The following is an 18,930-nucleotide window of genomic DNA, read 5'->3' as shown; positions in this document are numbered from 1 at the left end:
CGCGGGCACCGTCACGCGGCGGGCGGGGCCTGCTGCTTCTGCCTGCGGCTCGCCTGGAACGACACGAACACGACCAGCGCCAGGCTGATCCACAACGCGTACTTGTCGACGGCGAGCACCACGTCGACGGCGTCCTGCCCGAGGCCGAACCCGAGCCCGGCGACGAGCCCGGTGATCAGCGCGGCGCCGATCGCGTCGAAGAGCAGGAACGTCGCGAGCCGCATCCTCCCCAGTCCGGCGACCGCGAACACCGCGGCGGCCGGGATGCCGGGCAGCGCGGCCGCGACGACGGCGATCGGCATCGCCCAGCGCGGCCAGCTGCGGATCCGGCCGACGAACCGCTTCGCGAGGTCACCGGGCGCCCACAGCGCGACGATCTTCTCGCCCCACCGGCGCCCGGCCAGCCAGAACAGCCAGTCGAACTTGATCATCCCGAACACCCCGGCGGCGATGACGACCCACAGGTCCGCCTCGCCGATCCGGGCGAACGCCGCGCCCGCGCCGACCGCGGAGAGGCTGCCCGTGACCGCGGCGAGCCACACCGGGTGCGACGCCAGCAGGAACGGCCGCAGCGGCATCGTCGCGAGCATGAACACGAGCAGGCCGAGCGTGGAGAAGACGAGCACCTTGTCGCCGCGCGACATCGGGTGGTCCCACGGCATCGCGTCGCGCCACGCCTGCTTGCCCGCCTCGATCTCCTCCGGGCTGTAGTCGCGCCGCCACCACCGGGTCCGTGCGGGGGCGGTCGCGGGCGCGTCCCGTGCCACGGTCGCGACGGCGTCCGCGCCGTCCCCGCGGTCCGCGGCGGACCCGCCGTCTCCCGTCCGTGCGGCCGGCCGGGTGTGGTCGCTCGTCATCGTCGTCCCCCTCGTCCGATGGCGTTCCATCGGAACACGACCCTAGGCGGGCCGGGGTCCGGCCCGGATCCGCAGCGAGGACGAGATGCCCACCGTCCCCGTCCTCGTCCGGGCGGAGGAGGAAACCCCTCGGCGGCGGCCCGCGGCGCCGCTACGCTCCCGCCCCGTGCCGCCGCCCGTCACACCGGCCGACGGGCCGTCCCTCGACGCCCCCGTCACCCTGCGCCCGTTGGTGCGGGCCGACCTGCCCCTGCTGCGGCGCTGGCTGGCCGCGCCGCACGTGCACCGGTGGTGGTTCCACGAGACCACCGACGAGGCGCTCGAACGCGACTTCGGGGCGGGGCTGCGCGGGGAGGAACCGGGCGAGGACCTCGTCGCCGAGCTCGGTGGTGTCCCGGTCGGGCTGGTCCAGCGCGCCCGCTGGCACGACTACCCCGAGGAGGTCGCCGCGATCGCGCCGATCCTGACGCTCCCGGACGGTGCGCTGACCGTCGACTACCTCATCGGGCCGGTGGAGCTGACCGGGCGCGGGCTGGGCCCGCGGATCATCGCCGCCGCCGTCGCCGAGGGCTGGGAGCGCTACCCGGAGGCGACGGCGGTGGTCGTCCCGGTCGCGGCGGGCAACCGGGCGTCGTGCCGGGCGCTGGAGAAGGCCGGGTTCCGCCGGGTCGCGACCGGGGAGCTGCCCCCGGACAACCCGGCCGATCCCCCGCTGGCCCACGTGCACCGGCTCGACCGGCCCGCCCGTCTGGGATGATCCCCGCGTGCCTCCCGTGACCAGCGCCGGACTCCTGCTGCACCGGGCCGGGCCGGGCGGCCCGGAGGTGCTGCTCGGCCACATGGGTGGACCGTTCTGGGCCCGCAAGGACGAGCACGCCTGGTCGCTGCCCAAGGGCGAGCACGGCCCCGACGAGAGCCCGCTCGACGCCGCCCGCCGCGAGTTCACCGAGGAGATCGGCGCCCCGCCGCCCGACGGCGAGCCGGTCGGGCTCGGCACGGTCCGCCAGTCCCACAAGACCGTCACCGCCTTCGCGCTGGACGGGTCCGGCTTCACCGGCGCCGACGCCGTCGCCGACCGTCCCGACGACGGCAGCTGGGTCGAGATGGAGTGGCCGCCCCGCTCCGGGCGCACCCTCCGCTTCCCCGAGCTGGACCGCGCCGCGTGGTTCGACCTCGCCACCGCCCGGGAGAAGATCGTGAAGGGTCAGGTGCCGTTGCTGGACAGGTTGGCCGCGCTGCTCGGCGGGTAGTCGACCGCCATGGCGAGCAGCATCAAGGACGACGAGATGTACGAGCGTCTCCGCGAGGAGGGCAACTCCAAGGAGAAGTCCGCGCGGATCGCGAACGCCGCGGCCGCCGAAGGTCGCGACACCGTCGGCAGGCGCGGCGGCGAGCACGGCGACTACGAGGACCAGACCAAGGACCAGCTCTACGCCCAGGCGCAGAAGGTCGGCATCCCCGGCCGCTCGGACATGACCAAGGACGAGCTGATCCGGGCCCTGCGCGAGCACTGACATCATCGGGGCATGAGCCGCCGTCACGACCACGACGCCGGGGGCGACCCCGGGACCCTCGCCCGCAAGGCGGAGCTGCGCGAGGAGGTCTGGACCGCGCTGACCGAGCAGAAGGCCTCCCGGTTCCCGGGGGCGCGGAACCGGATCTCGAACTTCGTCGGCGCCGAGGCCGCGGCCCGGCGGTTGCGCGAGCTGGACGTGTGGCGCGCCGCCCGCACCGTGAAGTCCAACCCGGACTCCGCCCAGCTCCCGGTGCGCCGGTACGCGCTGGAGGACGGCAAGACCGTGTACATGGCCGTCCCGAGGCTGGCCGAGGACGACCCGTTCTTCCTGCTGGACCCCGACCACCTCGCCGACCCGCCCCACCGCGCCGTGTCGATCAAGAACGCCACGCGGTCGGCCCGCCGGGTCGCCGTCGACGAGCTGGAGCCGGTGGACCTCGTCGTCACCGGCTGTGTGGCCGTCGGCGCGGACGGCGCGCGGCTGGGCAAGGGCGGCGGGTTCGCCGACCTGGAGTTCGCGCTGGCCCGCGCGGCGGGACTGATCTCCGACGACACCCTCGTCGTCACCACCGTGCACGAGCTGCAGCTGCGCGACGCCGGCGTCATCCCGTGGGCGGACCACGACGCGCCGGTCGACCTGATCGTCACCCCGGACCGCGTCGTCGACTGCCGGGAGCACCGCCGGAACCGCCCCGAGGGCGGCATCGTGTGGGAGTCCCTCACCGAGGACAAGATCGCGGCCATCCCGCTGCTGGGACGGCTGCGCGAGGAGGCACGCGCATGAGGATCGTCTGCGAGCGCGGGGACATCACCGAGGCCCGGGTCGACGCCGTCGTCAACGCCGCCAACTCCGGCCTGCGCGGCGGGGGCGGGGTCGACGGCGCCATCCACCGGCGTGGCGGGCCCGCGATCCTCGCCGAGTGCGAGCGGCTGCGCGCCGGTGATCTGCCCGACGGGCTCCCCACCGGACAGGCCGTCGCGACGACCGCCGGGGACCTGCCCGCCCGCTGGGTGATCCACACCGTCGGACCGGTGTACGCACGGCGCGAGGACCGGTCGGCGCTGCTGGCGAGCGCCTACCGCGAGTCGCTGCGGGTCGCCGACGAGCTCGGCGCCCGGACCGTCGCGTTCCCCGCCGTCTCGGCCGGGATCTACGGGTGGCCGCTCGACGACGCCGCCCGGATCGCCGTCGCCACCGTCCGGGAGGTCGCCGAGGCGGGCACCGCGGTGACCGAGGTCCGGTTCGTCCTGTTCAGCGACGACGTCCTCGCCGCGTTCGAGACCGCCCTAGTACTACAGTCGCGTTTATGTTGAGGGTGATCGGTGTGTTTCCGGTTCTGGTGTTCGTGACTGTGTTAACCCTTGGCGGTGGGTGACGATATTGGTGTGGCGGATGTGCGGGAGTGGGCGGCGGGTCTGGACGAGATCGCGCGGTTGATTGGGTCGCGGTTCGCGCGTTCGGAGCCGCGGGCGAACGCGGTCGCGTATGTGCGGGGGCTGCTCTCGGAGCGGGAGCGGAAGAACTCGTGGACGATCTCCGAGCAGGCCGGTCAGCCGGTGCCGGATCCGATGCAGCGGCTGCTGTCGACGACGGACTGGGATCCCGATGCAGTGCGGGACGATCTGCGCACGTATGTCGTTGCGCACCTGGGCGACCGGGCTGGGATCCTCGTCGTCGACGAGACCGGGTTCCTGAAGAAGGGAGACCGGTCGGCGGGTGTCGCGCGGCAATACACCGGCACGGCGGGTCGGATTGAGAACGCGCAGGTCGGTGTGTTCCTGACCTATGCGACGCCGCATGGGCGGACGTTCCTGGACGGGGAGCTGTATCTGCCGAAGGCGTGGACCGAGGATCGCCCCCGATGTGACCGTGCGGGGATCCCTGCTGATCGTGAGTTCCGCACCAAGCCCGAGCTGGCGGTCGAGATGATCGCCCGCGCGATCGACGGCGGGGTTCCGGCGTCGTGGGTGACCGGCGATGCCGTCTACGGACAGCACTACCGGCTCCGCAAGAGCCTCGAAGACCGTCAGATGAGCTACGTGCTCGCGATCCCCTCCAACCAGCGCGTGATCGCCAAGACCACCTCGTCGATCATCGGGAGCGAGTACCGGGCCGACGCGCTCATCGCAGGACTGCCGGCCACCGCGTGGCGCAGCAGGTCAGCCGGCGCCGGATCGAAGGGCGACCGTCGCTACGCGTGGGCGCGGGCGCGGATCAACGGGGAACGCGATCCCGACGCCGAGTACTGGCTGCTGGCCCGCCGCAGCCTGACTGCCCCCTCAGAGCTGGCGTACTACCTCTGCCACACGCCCAAGCGAGTCGCGCTCAGCGAGCTGGCCCGGGTCGCCGGCGCGCGGTGGGCGATCGAGGAGACCTTCCAGACCGCGAAAGGCCAGACCGGCCTCGATCATTACCAAGTCCGGCAATACACCGGCTGGTACCGGCACATCACTCTCTCCATGCTCGCGCACGCCTTCCTCACCGTGACACGGTCAAAAAGGGGGCTCTCCACGCCGACAGCGGCGAGCTCATCGCGCTGAGCCTGCCCGAGATCCGCCACCTCATCGCCACCCTCGCACTGGACACGATCGCCGACCCCGGCCACGTGCTGCGCCGCTCACGCTGGCGACGAAGACACCAACACACCGCCCAACAGCACCACTACCAACACCGCAGCCACAACCCATAAACGCGACTGTAGTACTAGGCTGACCCCATGATCACCGTGAACGGCCACACCCCGCAGGTCCACGAGCAGGCCTGGGTGGCGCCCGGCGCCGTGCTCGCCGGCGAGGTGAGCGTCGGTGCGGAGACCGGGATCTGGTACACGTGCGTGATCCGGGCCGACTTCGCCCCGATCACCCTCGGCGCCCGCACCAACGTGCAGGACGGCTCCGTCCTGCACGCCGACCCCGGCTTCCCGGCGACCGTCGGCGACGGCGTCACCATCGGCCACCGCGCGGTCGTGCACGGCTGCACCGTCGAGGACGACGTGCTGATCGGCATGGGCGCGGTGCTCATGAACGGGGTGCACGTCGGCGCCGGGTCGCTGATCGCCGCGGGTGCGGTGCTCACCCAGGGCACGGTGGTGCCGCCCGGGTCGCTGGTCGCCGGGGTCCCGGGGAAGGTGCGTCGCGAGCTCGGCGAGGCCGAACGGAACTCGATCCCGCTGTCGGCCGCCGCCTACGTCCACCTGCTGGGCCTGCACCGCGACGCGAACGCCTGACCCACCGGCACACCGGACCACGCACCACCCCCGCACACCGGTCCGCGCGCCGGGTCGGAGAACGCGCGCCCGATCGCGCGCGCGTTCTCCGGTTCGGCGCGCATGAACGGGACGCGGCACCGGCGCGTGGACCGGGGCGACGGGTGCGGCAGGGCCGGGAGGACTGCGGCGTCAGCGCCCGGTCAGCCGGGCGGCGAGCGTCGCGACGCCGTCCCCGGTGAGCCGGTCCAGCACCGCCGGGCGCCCGCAGGCGGCCAGCAGCACGTCGACACCGTGTCCCCGGACCTCCGCGCCCTCGCCCCGCGCGAACCCGGCGTCGTCGGCGACGAACCGCAGGCCCGCCACCCGGCGCCGCGTGGTGAACGCGAGCGGGACCGTCCCGACCACGAAGTCGAGCGCGATGCGCACGTCGGCGGGGTCGGGGTCGAACGGCAGCCCGAGCGGGACGGTGACGTCGGCGGTGTGCACGATCGCGTCGGTCATCGGGCCCCGCGCCCCGATGCCGGGCGGGGCGAAGGAGCTGTCGGCCCGGTCGCGCAGGACCGCGACCAGCTCCTCGACCGGGCGGGTCGCGTCCCGCCGCGCGGCCCGGTCGACCGCCCGGTCCACGTTCCCGCGCGCCCGCAGCACCTGGACCAGGAACGACGGCACCGTCGTGGTCAGCGCGGACACCAGGTGCCCGGCGACGGTCCGCACGTCCCACCCGGCGCACAGGCTCGGCGCCGCGAGCTGCGCGGCGTCGAGTGAGGAGACGAGGTCGGCGAATCCGCCCCGGTACCGGGCGGACACCGCGACGACGGCGGCGTCGGGCAGGTCGGAGGTGGTCACGGCGGTGAGCCTAGGCAGGTCCGACCCGGCCGTGGAAGGCGCGGATGTGCGCCTCGATCCGGTCCGCGGCCAGCGCCCCATCGCCGTCGGCGATGGCCGTGTGGATCTCCCGGTGCTCGGCCCGCAGCCGCTCGCGCAGCGCGGGCCAGTCCCCCTGGGCCTGCATCGCGTCGAGCAGCATCCCGCGCACCGACTCCCGGATCGCCCGGGTCAGCTCCCCCACCAGGCGGTTCCCGGCCGCCGCGGCGATCGCGACGTGGAAGGCGATGTCGGCGTCGCTGAAGGCGGCCGGGTCGAGGTCGTCGTCCATGACGTCCAGCGCGGCCGTCCACTCCAGCAGGTCCGACGCCGAGCGCCGGCGCGCGGCCAGCCCGGCGGAGAACCGCTCGAACATGACCCGGGCCTCGGTGACGTCGTCCACCGGGAACGAGTCGACCGCCAGGTGCAGGGCCAGCACCCGGCCGAGTGCCCGCGCGGGGGCCGGCACGACGACCGTCCCGGAGTCCGCGCCGGTGCCCACCTGCGAGCGGATCACGCCCTGGGCCTGCAGCACCCGCAGCGCCTCGCGGACCGCCTGGCGGGACGCACCCAGCGTCGCGGCGAGCTCGCGCTCCGGGGGCAGCCGGTCCCCCGGGCGCCACTCGCCACTCGTCAGGCGCTCCTCGACGTGGGCGAGCACCATCTCGTGGGCGGCGGGAACACGCACGTCGTCCTCCTGCTTGTGTGTGGTCCGACCATACCGATACCTTGGTCGGACCACACCCTCCGTCCCACCACTTCACCGGAGGCGCCATGCCGATCTCCCGGCCCCGCGTCGGCCTCATGGTCACGTGTCTCAACGACGCCCTGTTCCCGGACACCGGCAAGGCCGTCGTGTCCCTGCTGCGCCGCCTCGGCGTCGACGTCGAGTTCCCCGCCGCGCAGACCTGCTGCGGGCAGCCGATGGTCAACACCGGCTACCTCGACGAGGCCGTCCCGCTCGTCCGCAACCACCTCGACGCCTTCGCCGGGTACGACGCGATCCTCGCCCCGTCCGGGTCGTGCGCGGGCTCGGTGCGCCACCAGCACGGCCTGGTCGCGCGCCGCTCCGGCGACCCGGGCCTGGTCCGCGGCGTCGAGTCGGCACCGCCGGTGTACGAGCTGAGCGAGTACCTGGTCGACGTGCTCGGCGTCGTCGACGTCGGGGCGTACTTCCCGCACCGCGTCACCTACCACCCGACCTGCCACTCGCTGCGGATGCTGGGGGTCGGCGACCGGCCGACCCGGCTGCTACGCGCGGTCCGCGGGCTCACCCTGCTCGACCTGCCGGGCTCGGGAGAGTGCTGCGGCTTCGGCGGGACGTTCGCGGTGAAGAACTCCGAGACCTCGATCGCGATGGGCAACGACAAGGCCCGCCACGTCCGCTCGACCGGCGCGGAGGTGCTCGTCGCCGGGGACAACTCCTGCCTGATGCACGTGGGCGGGCTGCTGTCGCGGCAGCGGTCGGGGATGCGGGTCATGCACCTGGCCGAGGTGCTGGCGCAGACCGAGCCCGTGGTCGAGCGGCGCACCGAGCGGGCCGCGGACCCGACGAGCGTCGGCAGCGCGGTCCCGGACGCGACGACGGAGGCGGCCCGATGAGCGGCACGTTCCTCGGCACACCGGCGTTCCCGGCGGCGGCGCGCGCCGCGCTGGAGGACTCCCAGCTGCGCCGCAACCTGGCCCACGCCACGTCCACCATCCGCACCAAGCGCGGGAACGTCGTCGGCGAGGTCGACGACTGGGAGCAGCTGCGCCTGGCCGGTGAGGCCATCAAGAACCGGGTGCTGCGGCACCTGCCCGACTACCTGGAGCAGCTGGAACGGTCGCTGACGGCGGCCGGGGCCACCGTGCACTGGGCACGCGACGCGGCCGAGGCGAACGCGGTCGTCGTCGACATCGCGCGGCGGCACGGCACCGACGAGGTCGTCAAGGTCAAGTCGATGGCCACCCAGGAGATCGACCTGAACTCGGCGCTGGAGGCCGCGGGCATCCACGCCTGGGAGACCGACCTCGCCGAGCTGATCGTGCAGCTCGGCGACGACCTGCCCAGCCACATCCTGGTCCCGGCGATCCACCGCAACCGCGCGGAGATCCGGGAGATCTTCCTGCGCGAGATGGGCCGCGCCGGGCGCGCCGCCCCGGCGGACCTGACCGACGAGCCCAAGCGCCTGGCCGCCGCGGCCCGGGAGCACCTGCGGGAGAAGTTCCTGCGGGCGAAGGTGGCGGTGTCGGGGGCGAACTTCGCCGTCGCCGAGACCGGGACGCTCACCGTCGTCGAGTCCGAGGGCAACGGGCGGATGTGCCTGACCCTGCCCGAGGTGCTGGTGTCGGTGGTCGGGATCGAGAAGGTCCTGCCGACCTTCCAGGACCTGGACGTGATGCTGCAGCTGCTCCCCCGGTCCTCGACCGGGGAGCGGATGAACCCCTACACCTCCACCTGGACCGGGGTCACCCCCGGCGACGGGCCGCAGGAGGTGCACGTGGTGCTGCTGGACAACGGCCGCACCGACGTCCTGGCCGACCCGACCGGGCGGCAGGCGCTGCGCTGCATCCGCTGCTCGGCCTGCCTGAACGTGTGCCCGGTCTACGAGCGCACCGGCGGGCACGCCTACGGCTCGGTCTACCCGGGCCCGATCGGCGCGATCCTCACCCCGCAGCTGCGGGGGGTGGGCACCGACCCGCAGACCGACTCGCTGCCGTACGCCTCCAGCCTGTGCGGGGCGTGTTTCGAGGTCTGCCCGGTCCGCATCGACATCCCCGAGGTGCTGGTGCACCTGCGCGCCGAGGTCGTCGACGCCCACAAGCGGGCGAGCCGGGTGCCGTCGGTGCAGGACGTCGCGATGAGGGCGGCGTCGTGGACGCTGTCGTCGGCCGCGCGCACCGGCGCCGCGGAACGTGTCGCCGGGATCGGCGGGAAGCTGGCCGGACGGCTGGGCCGCACCGCGCCCGGCGGGCGCAGCATCCTCGGCGCGGTGCCCGGCCCGGCGAGCGCCTGGTCGGACTCGCGCGACGTGCCGGTACCGGCCGCCGAGTCCTTCCGGGAGTGGTGGACCAGGACCGACGGCGGGCGGAGCCGGAGCGACGACACCGACGGCGGGCGGAAGAACGGGGACGGGGCATGAGCGCACGCGAGGCGATCCTGGCGAAGGCCCGGCGGGCACTGGCCGACGTGCCCGATGTCGAGCCGGTGCTCGACGTCGAGGTGGTCCGGCCGGTCCCCGACCGGTCGCTGCCGCACGCGCAGGTCGTGGACCTGTTCGACGAGCGGGTCGCGGACTACCGCGCCGTCGTCGAGCGGGCGGACCCGGGCACCGCGGCAGCGCGGGTCGCCGGCGCCCTGGCCGGCCGGTCCCCGCTCGCGGGCTCCGGCCCGCTGCGGATCCTGGTGCCGCCGGGCTTCCCGGCCGGCCTGGTGCCCGGCGACGTCGAGGTCGTCCCGGACGGGCCGGACGTCGCGGTGTCGGAGCTGGACCGCTGCGACGGCGTGCTGTCGACGGCCGCGATCGGCATCGCCGAGACCGGCACGATCATCCTCGACCACGGTCCGGGCCAGGGCCGGCGCGCCGCGACGCTGGTCCCCGACCTGCATGTCTGTGTGATCCGCGCCGACCAGGTCGTGGCCGGGGTGCCGGAGGCGGTGGCGGCGCTGGACCCGGCGCGGCCGCACACCTGGATCAGCGGGCCGAGCGCGACCAGCGACATCGAGCTGGACCGGGTGGAGGGTGTGCACGGGCCGCGGACACTGCACGTGGTGATCGTCGGCTGAGCCCGGGGCCGGGTTCAGCCGGCCATCCGGGCGGCGACCCGGTCGCGCAGCCAGCGGTGCGCGGGGTCGGTGTCCCAGCGGCGGTGCCACAGCATCCCGAGCGCGACCCGTGGCAGGTCGAGCGGGATCGGGTGGACGCGCAGCCCGGCGGGCCCGGCGACGACCGCGGCCGCGTCGGACGGCACGAGCGCCAGGACGTCGGCGCTGGTCGCGAGGAGCATGGCGGTGCCGATGGCGGGCACGGTGGCCAACACGTCACGGCGCAGACCGAGATCGGCGAGTCGCTCGTCGACGATGCTGTGCGCCCGACCCCGCCGGGAGACCGCGACGTGCGGCAGCGCAACGAACTCCGCGAGCGTCAGGCGCTCCCCGACCGGCGCGGCCGGCCGCACGAGTGCGGAGTGACCGTGGTCGGCGACCCGCCGGACCCGCACGTCGGACGGGAGGGCGGGCGGCAGTGTGCCGACGTCGAGGTCGACGTGGTCGCGCAGGTCCGCCGGGTCCTCGTCGCCCTCCGGGACGAACCGGAAGCGGACCCGCGGTGCCTCCCGGGCCGCCGCGGCGGCGAGCGCGGGGGCGAGGACGACGCCGCTCTCGTCGCTGCCGCGCACGACGAACACCCGCTCCAGCGCGGCGAGCTCCGGCGGCGCGGGGCGGGTGAGCACGTCGGCCGCGCCGAGCAGGGCCTGTTCGGCGCGCGGGGCGAGCTCGCGCCCGAGCGCGGTCGGGACGAGGCCCCGCCCCGCCGGGACCAGCAGCGGGTCGCCCAGCACCCGGCGCAGCCGGCCCAGGGTGCGGCTCATCGCCGACGGCGAGACGTCCAGCTCCGCGGCCGCGCCGGTGACGCTGCCGGTGCGGAGCAGGGCGTCCAGCGCGGGCAGCAGGTTCAGGTCCGGGAGTTGCACGGGACGCAATCCTAGGCTGAGCAATCGGAACTGGTGCTCAACCATTGCACCATGCACGCTTGCGTCGTGCAGACATCCCCGATCCCCCGGCGGCTCGCGGCCCTCGTCGCGGGCTGCTTCGTGATGGAGAACCTCGACGTCACGATCGTGACGACCTCGGCCGAGCCGCTGGCCCGCGCGCTCGGCACCACGCCGTCGTCGGTGGGGCTGGTGGTCGCGGCCTACCTGGTGGCGCTCGCCGTCGCCCTGCCGCCCGGTGGCTGGCTGACCGGCCGGTTCGGACCGCGGTGGGTGCTCACGGCCGCGATCGCGGTGTTCACGCTGGCGTCGGTGGGGTGCGCGAGCAGCGGGACGCTCGCCGAGCTCGTCGGGTGGCGGGTGGTGCAGGGGGTCGGCGCGGCGATGATGGTGCCGGTCGGGCGACTGATGCTGCTCGACGGCGTCGCCAAGCGCGACGTGCCGCGGCTGATGGCGTGGATCGTCTGGCCGGGGCTGGCGGCGCCGGTGGTGGCACCGCTGCTGGGGGCGCTGCTCACCACGTACGCGAGCTGGCACTGGATGTTCCTGATCAACGTGCCGATCGGGGTCCTCGGCCTGGTGCTGGCGCTGCGCTGGGTGCCGGACACCCCCGGTCGCGGGGCGGGGCCGCTGGACGTGCCGGGACTGGTGCTGTGCGCGGCCGGGCTGGGCGGGCTGGTGTCGTCCTCGGCGCTGGTCGACCACGGCCTGCCGGTCGCGGCGGGCGTCGCGGTGGCGGCGGGCGCGGTGGTGCTGGCCGTCGCCGGACGGCACCTGCTGCGGACCGCGCACCCGCTCGTGGACGTGCGGGTGCTGCGGGTCCGGACGTTCCGGGCGTCCTCGGTCGGCGGCGCGCTGTTCTGGGCGGTCGTGACGGCGGTGCCGTTCCTGCTGCCGCTGCTGTTCCAGCAGGTGTTCGGCTGGAGCGCGACGACGGCGGGTGCGGTCGTGGTCGCGGTGTTCGCGGGCAACATCGCGGCCAAGCCGGCGACGACGGCGCTGATCCGCCGGTTCGGGCTGCGGACGATGGCCGCCACCGCGGCGGTCGCGGTCGCCGCGACCCTGGCGGTCGCCGCCACCTGGTCGCCGGACGCCGGGATCGTGGCCGTCGTCGTGGTGTGCGCGCTGAGCGGGGCGGCCCGGTCGGTGGGCCTGACGATGTACTCGATCCTGCCCTTCACCGACGTGACCGGTCCCGAGCTGCGGCACGCGAACACCCTGGCCGCGGTGGTGCAGCAGACGTCGATGGGGCTCGGGGTCGCGCTGGCCTCCGCGGTGCTGGCCGGGGCCGCCGCGCTCACCAGTGACGCGCCGGCCGCGTTCCGGGTGACCTTCGCGGTGTTCGCGGTACTGGCGCTGGTGGTGGCACTGGACGTGCTGCGGCTGCCCCGCGGGGCGGGCGACGCCGTCCGGAGCTAGGCGTCGCCGAGCGTCCGCACCACCACCGTCGCGATGTCCTCGGCCGAGCGCGCGGCCGGGCCCGTGGGGAGCACCATGTGGCTGACGGTGAGCCGGGCGGCGGTCTGGGCGGCGAGCCGGACGTCCTGCTCGCGGGCCTCGGGCCGGACCCGGCGCAGGTAGCCCGCGGACCGCTCGGCCGCGGCCGCGATGATCGGGCCGGAGTCGGTGCCGAACGCGGACGGGACCGCCGCGTCGCCGCTGAGCAGGGCCTTGATCAGCGGGTTCTCCCCCGCCTCGGTGAGGGCGGCGTCGGCCGCGGCGACCCAGGCCGCGTACAGGTCGGGCTCGCCGTCGAGGGCGGCCTCGATCCGGTCGAGGAACCGGTCGGTGGCGCGCAGCACCAGGGCCGCGGCGAGGCCGTCCCGGTCGCCGAACTCGCTGTAGAGGGTCTGCCTGCTGACCCCGACCCGGCGGGCGAGCTCGGGCATCGACGGTCGTTCGCCCGCGACCGCGAGGCGTTCGGCGACGTCGAGGACCTCACCGCGCAGCTCGTCGCGGGCCCGCCGCGCCATCGTCCGCCGCTCGCTCATGGCCGACATCATGACACGGCCCGTCCATCGCCTGGACAGTTCTGCCGAATGTGTCTAACTTCGGCGGGGACACCGACGTCGACGCCCGAGGAGCAGGCCCGTGAAGCTGGTGCAGCAGGCGCGTGAGCGCTGGTCGTCCGTCCTGACCCTGCCCGCGCCCGACCGGCTCGACGACGCGCTGCTGGCCACCGGCGCCCAGGGCCGCCGCCCCGCACCGTTCGGCCCGGCACCGCACGGCCTGGCCGAGGTCCCCGGCGACGACGGCATGCCGCTGCTCGGCCACGCGCTGGCCTACGTCCGGTTCGGGCACCGCTTCACCCGCGCCCGCACCGAGGCGCTCGGCCCGGTGTGGTGGATGCGGTCCCCGGCAGGCCGGGCGATCGTCGTGACCGGCCCGGCCGCCACCCGGGAGGTGCTCACCAACCGGGACAAGGCGTTCTCCCAGGAGGGGTGGCGTGCGACGGTCGACGCGTTCTTCCACCGCGGCCTGATGCTGCTCGACTTCGACGAGCACCGCGCACACCGGCGCATCATGCAGGAGGCGTTCACCGCGGACCGCATCTCCAGCTACGTCGCCGCGACCACCCCGGTCGTGCGCGAGGTGCTGCCGACCTGGCCGGAGCGGCTGCGGCTCTACCCGGCGCTCAAGCGGCTCACCCTGGACGTGGCGCAGGCGGTGTTCATGGACGCCCGCTCCGGGCCGGAGGCCGAGGCGGTGAACCGGGCGTTCGTCGACTGCGTCCGGGCCGCGAACTCCTTCGTCCGCAAGGACCTGCCCGGCACCCGGTGGCGGCGCGGGCTGCGCGGACGGGTGGTGCTGGAGAACTGGTTCCGGGAGAACCTGGCGGCCAAGCGCGCGGGCGGGGGCACCGACCTGTTCTCCGCGCTGTGCCACGCCCGCACCGACGACGGCGAGACGTTCTCCGACGACGACGTCGTCAACCACATGATCTTCCTGATGATGGCCGCGCACGACACCTCGACCACCACGACGGCGTCGGCGGCGCACCACCTCGCGCGCAACCCCGTCTGGCAGGAGCGCTGCCGCGCCGAGTCCGACGCGCTCGCCGAGCGGATCGGGGACCGCGCCCCGACCGTGGCCGAGCTGCGCGAGCTGACCTCGCTGGACCTGGTGATCCGGGAGGCCCTGCGGCTCGACGCGCCGGTACCGCTGGTCATGCGGACGGCGGTGAAGGACACCACGGTCGCCGGGCACCACGTGCCGGCGGCGACGCGGGTCGTCGTCGCACAGGCGGTGAACCACTACGACCGGTCCTGCTGGACCGACCCGGAGCGCTTCGACCCCGAGCGGTTCGGCCCGGACCGGCGCGAGGACCGCTCCGACCGCGACGCGTGGATCCCGTTCGGCGGCGGCGTGCACAAGTGCATCGGGCTGCACTTCGGGACCCTCGAGGTCACCGCGATCCTGCACGAGATGCTGCGCCGCTACCGGTGGAGCGTCGAGCCCTCCTACCGGCTGCGCTGGGACAACACCTCGCTGCCGGTGCCGGTGGGCGGCATCCCGGTGCGGCTCACCCCGCGCTGACGGCCCACTCGTCGCAGGCGATCCGCACGGCCAGCTCCAGCAGCGCGACGGCCGCGCCGTGCAGCCGCTCCCCCACCGCGCGGTCCGCCTCGCCCGCGGCGACCCGCGCCCAGGTGCCCTCCAGCACCACGCCCAGCTTGAACGCGGCCAGCCCCGCGTACCAGGTGATGCCGGTGGTGTCGCGGCCGCCGGCGTCGGCGTAGGCGGCGACGAGCTCGGCCCGGGTGGGGAGCCCGCCGTGCCCGGCGAGCTCGGTCCCGGCGCCGAACCCGACGGGGTCGACCGGCCAGGTGACCAGCAGCCAGCCGAGGTCGAGCAGCGGATCGCCGACGGTGCACATCTCCCAGTCGACGAGCGCGGCCACCCGCGGCCGGGTCCGGTCCAGCAGCACGTTGTTCAGGTGCAGGTCCCCGTGCGCGACGCCCGGTTCCGGCTCGGGCGGCCGGTGCCGGGTCAGCCAGTCCGCGGCGACGGCCACGTCGGGCAGGTCGCCCGGGTCGTAGCCGGGCACCTCGGAGTAGGACGCGAGCTGCTCGGTCCAGCGCGGCACCTGCCGTTCCAGGAACGGGCCGGGGCGGCGCAGCCCGTCGAGCCCGACGGCGGCCGGGTCGAGACGTCCCAGCCGGGCCGCGGCCCGGGCCACGTCGAGCACCGCTCCGTGCCGCAGCGCCGGGGTCGCGGCCTGCTCGGGCGAGACCCGCTCGCCGGGGTTGACGCCGTCCACGTCGGACATCAGGTAGAACGGCCTGCCGAGCACCTCGGCGTCGGTGCAGGCGGCGACGAGCTCCGGGTGCGGCACGTCGGTGCCGCGCAGCGCGCCGAGCACGGTGATCTCGCGGGCGAGGGTGCGGGCCGACCCCGGCCGCGGGTGCACCGGCGGGGAGCGCAGGACCAGCGGCCTGCCGTCGACGACGGTGCGCAGCACCACGTTCTGGGTGCCGCCGCCGACCGGTTCCAGCTCGCCGGACCAGTCGCCGAGGCCCTGCTCGCGCAGCCAGGCCCCGAGCGCGGCCCGGTCGACGACGTCGGCCGGGGACCTCACGTCGACCACGCCATCCCGCCGTCGACCTTGATCGTCGCGCCGGTGGTGTAGCCGGCGTCCGGGCCGGTCAGGTAGAGGATCGCGCCGACGACCTCGGCGACCTCCCCCACCCGTCCGGCGGGGACGGTGCCGGCGATCTGCGAGCGGAACTCCTCGGTCCAGTGCTCGGCGATGTCGGTCCGGACCGGACCGGGCATCACCGTGTTGACCCGCACCGACGGCGCGTAGGCGCGGGCGAGCCCGACGGTCAGGGCGTTGAGCCCGGCCTTGGCCAGCGCGTAGGGCAGCTCGCCGGGGCCGGGCATGACCGCCGCGACCGAGGAGACGTTCACGATCGCGCCGCCGCCCGCCGCGGCCATGAGCTCCCCGCAGCGGGCCCCGAGCCGGTAGGCGCCGCGCAGGTTCACCGCGAGGACCTTGTCGAACAGCTCCTCGGTGACCTCGGTGAGCGACCCGTAGAGCGGGGACATGCCGGCGTTGTTGACCAGCACGTCGATCCGGCCGTACTCGGCGAGCACCCGGTCCACCAGCGCGTCGCAGTCCGCCCAGCGGCCCACGTGGCAGCCGACGCCCAGCGCGGGCGTGCCGTGCTCCGCGGTCAGCTGGGCGGCCAGCGCCGTGCACGCCTCGGCCCTGCGGCTGGCGACGACGACCGTGTCGCCGCGGGCCGCGTACGCCGCGCACGCCGCCCGCCCGATCCCCCGGCTCCCGCCGGTGACGACGACGACCCGGCCCCCGTCGCTCGACGCGCTCATCTCAGGACGCCCCGGAGCCCCCGGCGTTCCACTCGCGGTCCTTGCGGTCCTCGGACTCGGTGCGCTCCTTGGCGATCTCCAGCGCGCGGGCCGCGGTGGCCTTGTCCGGGTACGGGCCGAGCCGGTCGGCCGACCGGCAGCCGTCGGCGGTCTCCACGGTGCCGTGCTTGAGGCAGTAGAACCATTGCTCGTCGCTCATGGGACCACCCTGGCACCGATCCACCCCGCCTGTCTCCCGCCGCGCCGGTCCGGCGATGGCAGGCTGGGGGCATGGCACTGGTGCTCGGGGTGGACTCCTCCACCCAGTCCTGCAAGGTCGTCGTCCGCGACGCCGACACCGGCGAGCTCGTCCGTTCCGGGCGCGCCGCGCACCCGGACGGCACGGAGATCGCGCCCCGGATCTGGTGGGAGGCGCTGCAGGCCGCGATCGACGACGCGGGCGGCCTCGACGGCGTCGCGGCGCTGTCGGTCGCGGGTCAGCAGCACGGCATGGTCTGCCTCGACGACCGCGGCGAGGTCGTCCGCGACGCGCTGCTGTGGAACGACACCCGCTCGGCCGCCGCCGCCCGTGAGCTCGTCGACGAGTTCGGCGCGCAGCAGTGGGCGGAGACGACCGGGGTCGTCCCGGTCGCCTCGATCACCCTGGCCAAGCTGCGCTGGCTCGCCGGGCACGAGCCCGACCACGCCGCCCGCACCTCGGCGGTGTGCCTGCCGCACGACTGGCTGACCTGGAAGCTCCGCGGTGGCGGGGATCCCGGCGGCCCGGGTCTCGACGAGCTGGTCACCGACCGGTCCGACGCCTCGGGCACCGGCTGGTTCGACGGCGTCGACTACCGCCCCGAGCTGCTGGAACGCTTCTTCGGGTCGACGCCGGTGCTGCCGCGGCTGCTCGGCCCGGCGGAGTCCGTCGACGGGCCGGGCGGAATCCGGGTCGGCGCCGGGGCGGGCGACAACGCGGCCGCCGGGCTGGGTGTCGACGCCGGCGACGACGTCGTCGTCTCGCTGGGCACCTCCGGCACGGTGTTCGCCCGCTCGGAGCGCCGCGCCCAGGACCCGTCCGGGATCGTCGCCGGGTTCTCCGACGCCACCGGCGCCTACCTCCCGCTGGTGTGCACGCTCAACGCCTCCCGGGTGCTGGACGCGACCCGGCGGCTCCTCGGCGTGGACCACGACGAGCTGGGCCGCCTCGCGCTGGCCGCCGAGCCGGGCGCGGGCGGCCTGGTCGTGGTGCCCTACCTGGAGGGCGAGCGGACCCCGAACCTGCCCGACGCGACCGGCGCGCTGCACGGGTGGACGCTGGCGTCGGGGACCCGGGAGAACCTGGCCCGGGCCGCGGTCGAGGGCATGCTGTCCGCGCAGCGGGTCGGGCTGGAGGCGCTGCGCGAGCAGGGCGTCACCGTGTCCGGGGTGACCCTGGTCGGCGGGGCGGCCCGCTCCGAGGCGGTCTGCCGGATCGCCGCCCAGGTGTTCGAGGTGCCGGTGCGGGTGCCCGAGCCCGGCGAGTACGTGGCCGACGGCGCCGCCCGCCAGGCCGCGTGGGCGCTGCACGGCGGCGCGACGCCGCCGTCGTGGAGCGCCGGTGCCGAACCGGCCCGCTACGAGGCCGACCCGGCCCCGGCGGCGTGGGAGCGCTACCGCGAGGCGGCGGGGGCCTTCCTGGACCGGGTCGCGGGATGACCACCGAGGGCCCGAAGCGGCTCCTGGTCCTCGGCAAGATCACCGACATCCTGGACGCGTTCACCCTGCAGCGCCCGGTCCTCGGGCTGGGCGAGATCCAGCAGGCGACCGGCATCCCGACCTCGACGGTGCAGCGGCTGGTGTCCAACATGGTCGCCGAGGGGCTGCTGGACCGGGTCGGGGACCGGGTCCGGATCGGGATCCGGATGGCCTACTGGGCCGGGGCCGCGGCCCGCGGAGTGGACCTGCTGGAGCTGGCCGGGCCGCTGCTGCGCGAGCTGCGCGACACCACCGGGGAGACCGCGTCGCTGTTCCGGGCCGAGGGCAGGCACCGGGTGTGCGTCGCCGTCGCCGAGACGCGGCACGCACTGCGCCGGGAGATGCACGTCGGGCGGATCGTGCCGCTGCACACCGGCTCGGCCGGCCGGGTGCTGCTGGCCTGGGCACCCGAGCGGGCCGAGCACGTGCTGTCCGGCCCCCTGGAGCCGCTGACCGACCGGACCGTGACCAGCCCGGAGCGGCTGCGGGAGCTGGTGGCCGACACCCGTCGCGACGGGTTCGCGATCACCGTCGCCGAGCGCGACGACGGCGGCTCCGGGCTGTCCGTGCCGGTGTTCGACCATGCCGGGGAGGTGACCGCGGCGCTCACCGTCAGCGGGCCGACCATCCGGTTCGGCCGCTCGGAGTGCGAGAAGTGCGTGGACCTGCTGGTCGGGGCCGCGGAGCGGCTGACCCGCACCCTCGGCGGGCGCCCGCCGGGCTGACCCGGCGGGCGCGGGCC

The 18,930-nt window shown here is 75.1% G+C and carries 22 protein-coding genes; 14 read left to right on the top strand and 8 right to left on the bottom strand.

Annotated features, from left to right (window positions below):
• Window positions 1–11: 11 nt before the first annotated feature.
• A complete protein-coding gene (locus KPL60_RS03145; RefSeq protein WP_226364847.1) occupies window positions 12–857 on the bottom strand; it encodes a DedA family protein in 846 nt (281 codons plus the stop codon).
• A 166-nt stretch (window positions 858–1,023) separates the two neighbouring features.
• Here KPL60_RS03145 and KPL60_RS03140 point away from each other — a divergent pair, with 166 nt between their 5' ends.
• The 7 genes from KPL60_RS03140 to KPL60_RS03110 all read left to right on the top strand — a co-directional run bounded on the left by KPL60_RS03140 (window position 1,024) and on the right by KPL60_RS03110 (window position 5,600).
• Window positions 1,024–1,614: a GNAT family N-acetyltransferase gene (locus KPL60_RS03140; protein ID WP_226364846.1), complete on the top strand. Its 591-nt coding sequence runs from the start codon at window positions 1,024–1,026 to the stop codon at window positions 1,612–1,614.
• 16 nt (window positions 1,615–1,630) lie between these two features.
• Entirely contained in the window at window positions 1,631–2,107 is a 477-nt protein-coding gene (locus KPL60_RS03135; RefSeq protein ID WP_374203913.1) for an NUDIX domain-containing protein, read from the top strand.
• Between the two features lie 9 nt (window positions 2,108–2,116).
• A complete protein-coding gene (locus KPL60_RS03130; RefSeq protein ID WP_226357581.1) occupies window positions 2,117–2,371 on the top strand; it encodes a Rho termination factor N-terminal domain-containing protein in 255 nt (84 codons plus the stop codon).
• A gap of 12 nt (window positions 2,372–2,383) precedes the next feature.
• A complete protein-coding gene (locus KPL60_RS03125; RefSeq protein WP_226357582.1) occupies window positions 2,384–3,157 on the top strand; it encodes a 5-formyltetrahydrofolate cyclo-ligase in 774 nt (257 codons plus the stop codon).
• Window positions 3,154–3,687: an O-acetyl-ADP-ribose deacetylase gene (locus KPL60_RS03120; RefSeq protein ID WP_226364845.1), complete on the top strand. Its 534-nt coding sequence runs from the start codon at window positions 3,154–3,156 to the stop codon at window positions 3,685–3,687. The genes KPL60_RS03125 and KPL60_RS03120 overlap by 4 nt, the downstream gene beginning before the upstream one ends.
• A gap of 72 nt (window positions 3,688–3,759) precedes the next feature.
• Window positions 3,760–4,914 (top strand): IS701 family transposase, encoded by a 1,155-nt coding sequence (locus KPL60_RS03115; protein ID WP_374228582.1) that lies wholly within the window; start codon window positions 3,760–3,762, stop codon window positions 4,912–4,914.
• A 176-nt stretch (window positions 4,915–5,090) separates the two neighbouring features.
• Complete coding sequence (locus KPL60_RS03110; protein ID WP_226357584.1) at window positions 5,091–5,600, top strand: gamma carbonic anhydrase family protein; 510 nt, start codon at window positions 5,091–5,093, stop codon at window positions 5,598–5,600.
• A gap of 171 nt (window positions 5,601–5,771) precedes the next feature.
• Here KPL60_RS03110 and KPL60_RS03105 read toward each other — a convergent pair whose 3' ends face one another.
• Window positions 5,772–6,428: a maleylpyruvate isomerase family mycothiol-dependent enzyme gene (locus tag KPL60_RS03105; RefSeq protein ID WP_226364844.1), complete on the bottom strand. Its 657-nt coding sequence runs from the start codon at window positions 6,426–6,428 to the stop codon at window positions 5,772–5,774.
• A 10-nt stretch (window positions 6,429–6,438) separates the two neighbouring features.
• Window positions 6,439–7,134, bottom strand: a complete 696-nt coding sequence (locus KPL60_RS03100; RefSeq protein WP_226364843.1) for a FadR/GntR family transcriptional regulator — start codon at window positions 7,132–7,134, stop codon at window positions 6,439–6,441.
• A gap of 86 nt (window positions 7,135–7,220) precedes the next feature.
• On the opposite strand from KPL60_RS03100, the gene KPL60_RS03095 reads away from it, so the two are divergent.
• Genes KPL60_RS03095 through KPL60_RS03085 form a run of 3 tightly spaced genes read left to right on the top strand, consistent with a single transcriptional unit; the run spans window position 7,221 to window position 10,215 of the window.
• Complete coding sequence (locus tag KPL60_RS03095) at window positions 7,221–8,048, top strand: (Fe-S)-binding protein (RefSeq protein WP_226364842.1); 828 nt, start codon at window positions 7,221–7,223, stop codon at window positions 8,046–8,048.
• Window positions 8,045–9,571, top strand: coding sequence for a lactate utilization protein B (locus KPL60_RS03090; protein WP_226357588.1), 1,527 nt, complete (start codon window positions 8,045–8,047; stop codon window positions 9,569–9,571). The genes KPL60_RS03095 and KPL60_RS03090 overlap by 4 nt, the downstream gene beginning before the upstream one ends.
• Complete coding sequence (locus KPL60_RS03085; RefSeq protein WP_226364841.1) at window positions 9,568–10,215, top strand: LUD domain-containing protein; 648 nt, start codon at window positions 9,568–9,570, stop codon at window positions 10,213–10,215. Before KPL60_RS03090 ends, KPL60_RS03085 begins: the two co-directional genes overlap by 4 nt.
• Window positions 10,216–10,229: 14 nt before the next feature.
• On the opposite strand, the gene KPL60_RS03080 is transcribed toward KPL60_RS03085, so the two are convergent.
• The gene (locus KPL60_RS03080) at window positions 10,230–11,120 is read right to left on the bottom strand and encodes a LysR family transcriptional regulator (RefSeq protein WP_226364840.1); all 891 of its coding nucleotides are present in this window, start codon (window positions 11,118–11,120) and stop codon (window positions 10,230–10,232) included.
• A 66-nt stretch (window positions 11,121–11,186) separates the two neighbouring features.
• On the opposite strand from KPL60_RS03080, the gene KPL60_RS03075 reads away from it, so the two are divergent.
• Window positions 11,187–12,557 (top strand): MFS transporter, encoded by a 1,371-nt coding sequence (locus KPL60_RS03075; RefSeq protein ID WP_226364839.1) that lies wholly within the window; start codon window positions 11,187–11,189, stop codon window positions 12,555–12,557.
• Here KPL60_RS03075 and KPL60_RS03070 read toward each other — a convergent pair.
• Entirely contained in the window at window positions 12,554–13,129 is a 576-nt protein-coding gene (locus KPL60_RS03070) for a TetR family transcriptional regulator (RefSeq protein WP_226357592.1), read from the bottom strand. The genes KPL60_RS03075 and KPL60_RS03070 overlap by 4 nt on opposite strands.
• 100 nt (window positions 13,130–13,229) lie before the next feature.
• Between KPL60_RS03070 and KPL60_RS03065 the strand changes: the two genes are divergently transcribed.
• A complete protein-coding gene (locus tag KPL60_RS03065; protein ID WP_226357593.1) occupies window positions 13,230–14,675 on the top strand; it encodes a cytochrome P450 in 1,446 nt (481 codons plus the stop codon).
• Here the strand turns inward: KPL60_RS03065 and KPL60_RS03060 are convergent.
• Genes KPL60_RS03060 through KPL60_RS03050 form a run of 3 tightly spaced genes read right to left on the bottom strand, consistent with a single transcriptional unit; the run spans window position 14,662 to window position 16,671 of the window.
• The gene (locus KPL60_RS03060; protein ID WP_226364838.1) at window positions 14,662–15,717 is read right to left on the bottom strand and encodes a phosphotransferase family protein; all 1,056 of its coding nucleotides are present in this window, start codon (window positions 15,715–15,717) and stop codon (window positions 14,662–14,664) included. The genes KPL60_RS03065 and KPL60_RS03060 overlap by 14 nt on opposite strands.
• Window positions 15,714–16,472, bottom strand: coding sequence for an SDR family NAD(P)-dependent oxidoreductase (locus tag KPL60_RS03055; RefSeq protein ID WP_226357595.1), 759 nt, complete (start codon window positions 16,470–16,472; stop codon window positions 15,714–15,716). Before KPL60_RS03055 ends, KPL60_RS03060 begins: the two co-directional genes overlap by 4 nt.
• A 1-nt stretch (window position 16,473) precedes the next feature.
• Complete coding sequence (locus tag KPL60_RS03050; RefSeq protein WP_073574504.1) at window positions 16,474–16,671, bottom strand: hypothetical protein; 198 nt, start codon at window positions 16,669–16,671, stop codon at window positions 16,474–16,476.
• Window positions 16,672–16,742: 71 nt separating this feature from the next.
• Here KPL60_RS03050 and KPL60_RS03045 point away from each other — a divergent pair, with 71 nt between their 5' ends.
• Window positions 16,743–18,149, top strand: coding sequence for a xylulokinase (locus KPL60_RS03045; protein ID WP_226364837.1), 1,407 nt, complete (start codon window positions 16,743–16,745; stop codon window positions 18,147–18,149).
• Window positions 18,146–18,913 (top strand): IclR family transcriptional regulator, encoded by a 768-nt coding sequence (locus KPL60_RS03040; RefSeq protein WP_226357597.1) that lies wholly within the window; start codon window positions 18,146–18,148, stop codon window positions 18,911–18,913. The genes KPL60_RS03045 and KPL60_RS03040 overlap by 4 nt, the downstream gene beginning before the upstream one ends.
• Window positions 18,914–18,930: the final 17 nt, after the last annotated feature.

The organism is Pseudonocardia sp. ICBG162 (genome assembly GCF_020496225.1).
GTDB classification, from domain to species: Bacteria; Actinomycetota; Actinomycetes; order Mycobacteriales; family Pseudonocardiaceae; genus Pseudonocardia; species Pseudonocardia alni.
Note: the sequence above shows the minus strand (reverse complement) of the source record. Positions and strands in the feature narration are given on the sequence as shown.

Coding starts and splice junctions, on each gene's coding strand:
- KPL60_RS03145 (WP_226364847.1), bottom strand. CDS start 857: ATGACGAGCGACCACACCCGGCCGGCCGCACGGACGGGAGACGGCGGG.
- KPL60_RS03130 (WP_226357581.1), top strand. CDS start 2,117: ATGGCGAGCAGCATCAAGGACGACGAGATGTACGAGCGTCTCCGCGAG.
- KPL60_RS03125 (WP_226357582.1), top strand. CDS start 2,384: ATGAGCCGCCGTCACGACCACGACGCCGGGGGCGACCCCGGGACCCTC.
- KPL60_RS03120 (WP_226364845.1), top strand. CDS start 3,154: ATGAGGATCGTCTGCGAGCGCGGGGACATCACCGAGGCCCGGGTCGAC.
- KPL60_RS03110 (WP_226357584.1), top strand. CDS start 5,091: ATGATCACCGTGAACGGCCACACCCCGCAGGTCCACGAGCAGGCCTGG.
- KPL60_RS03095 (WP_226364842.1), top strand. CDS start 7,221: ATGCCGATCTCCCGGCCCCGCGTCGGCCTCATGGTCACGTGTCTCAAC.
- KPL60_RS03090 (WP_226357588.1), top strand. CDS start 8,045: ATGAGCGGCACGTTCCTCGGCACACCGGCGTTCCCGGCGGCGGCGCGC.
- KPL60_RS03085 (WP_226364841.1), top strand. CDS start 9,568: ATGAGCGCACGCGAGGCGATCCTGGCGAAGGCCCGGCGGGCACTGGCC.
- KPL60_RS03070 (WP_226357592.1), bottom strand. CDS start 13,129: ATGAGCGAGCGGCGGACGATGGCGCGGCGGGCCCGCGACGAGCTGCGC.
- KPL60_RS03055 (WP_226357595.1), bottom strand. CDS start 16,472: ATGAGCGCGTCGAGCGACGGGGGCCGGGTCGTCGTCGTCACCGGCGGG.
- KPL60_RS03050 (WP_073574504.1), bottom strand. CDS start 16,671: ATGAGCGACGAGCAATGGTTCTACTGCCTCAAGCACGGCACCGTGGAG.
- KPL60_RS03045 (WP_226364837.1), top strand. CDS start 16,743: ATGGCACTGGTGCTCGGGGTGGACTCCTCCACCCAGTCCTGCAAGGTC.
- KPL60_RS03040 (WP_226357597.1), top strand. CDS start 18,146: ATGACCACCGAGGGCCCGAAGCGGCTCCTGGTCCTCGGCAAGATCACC.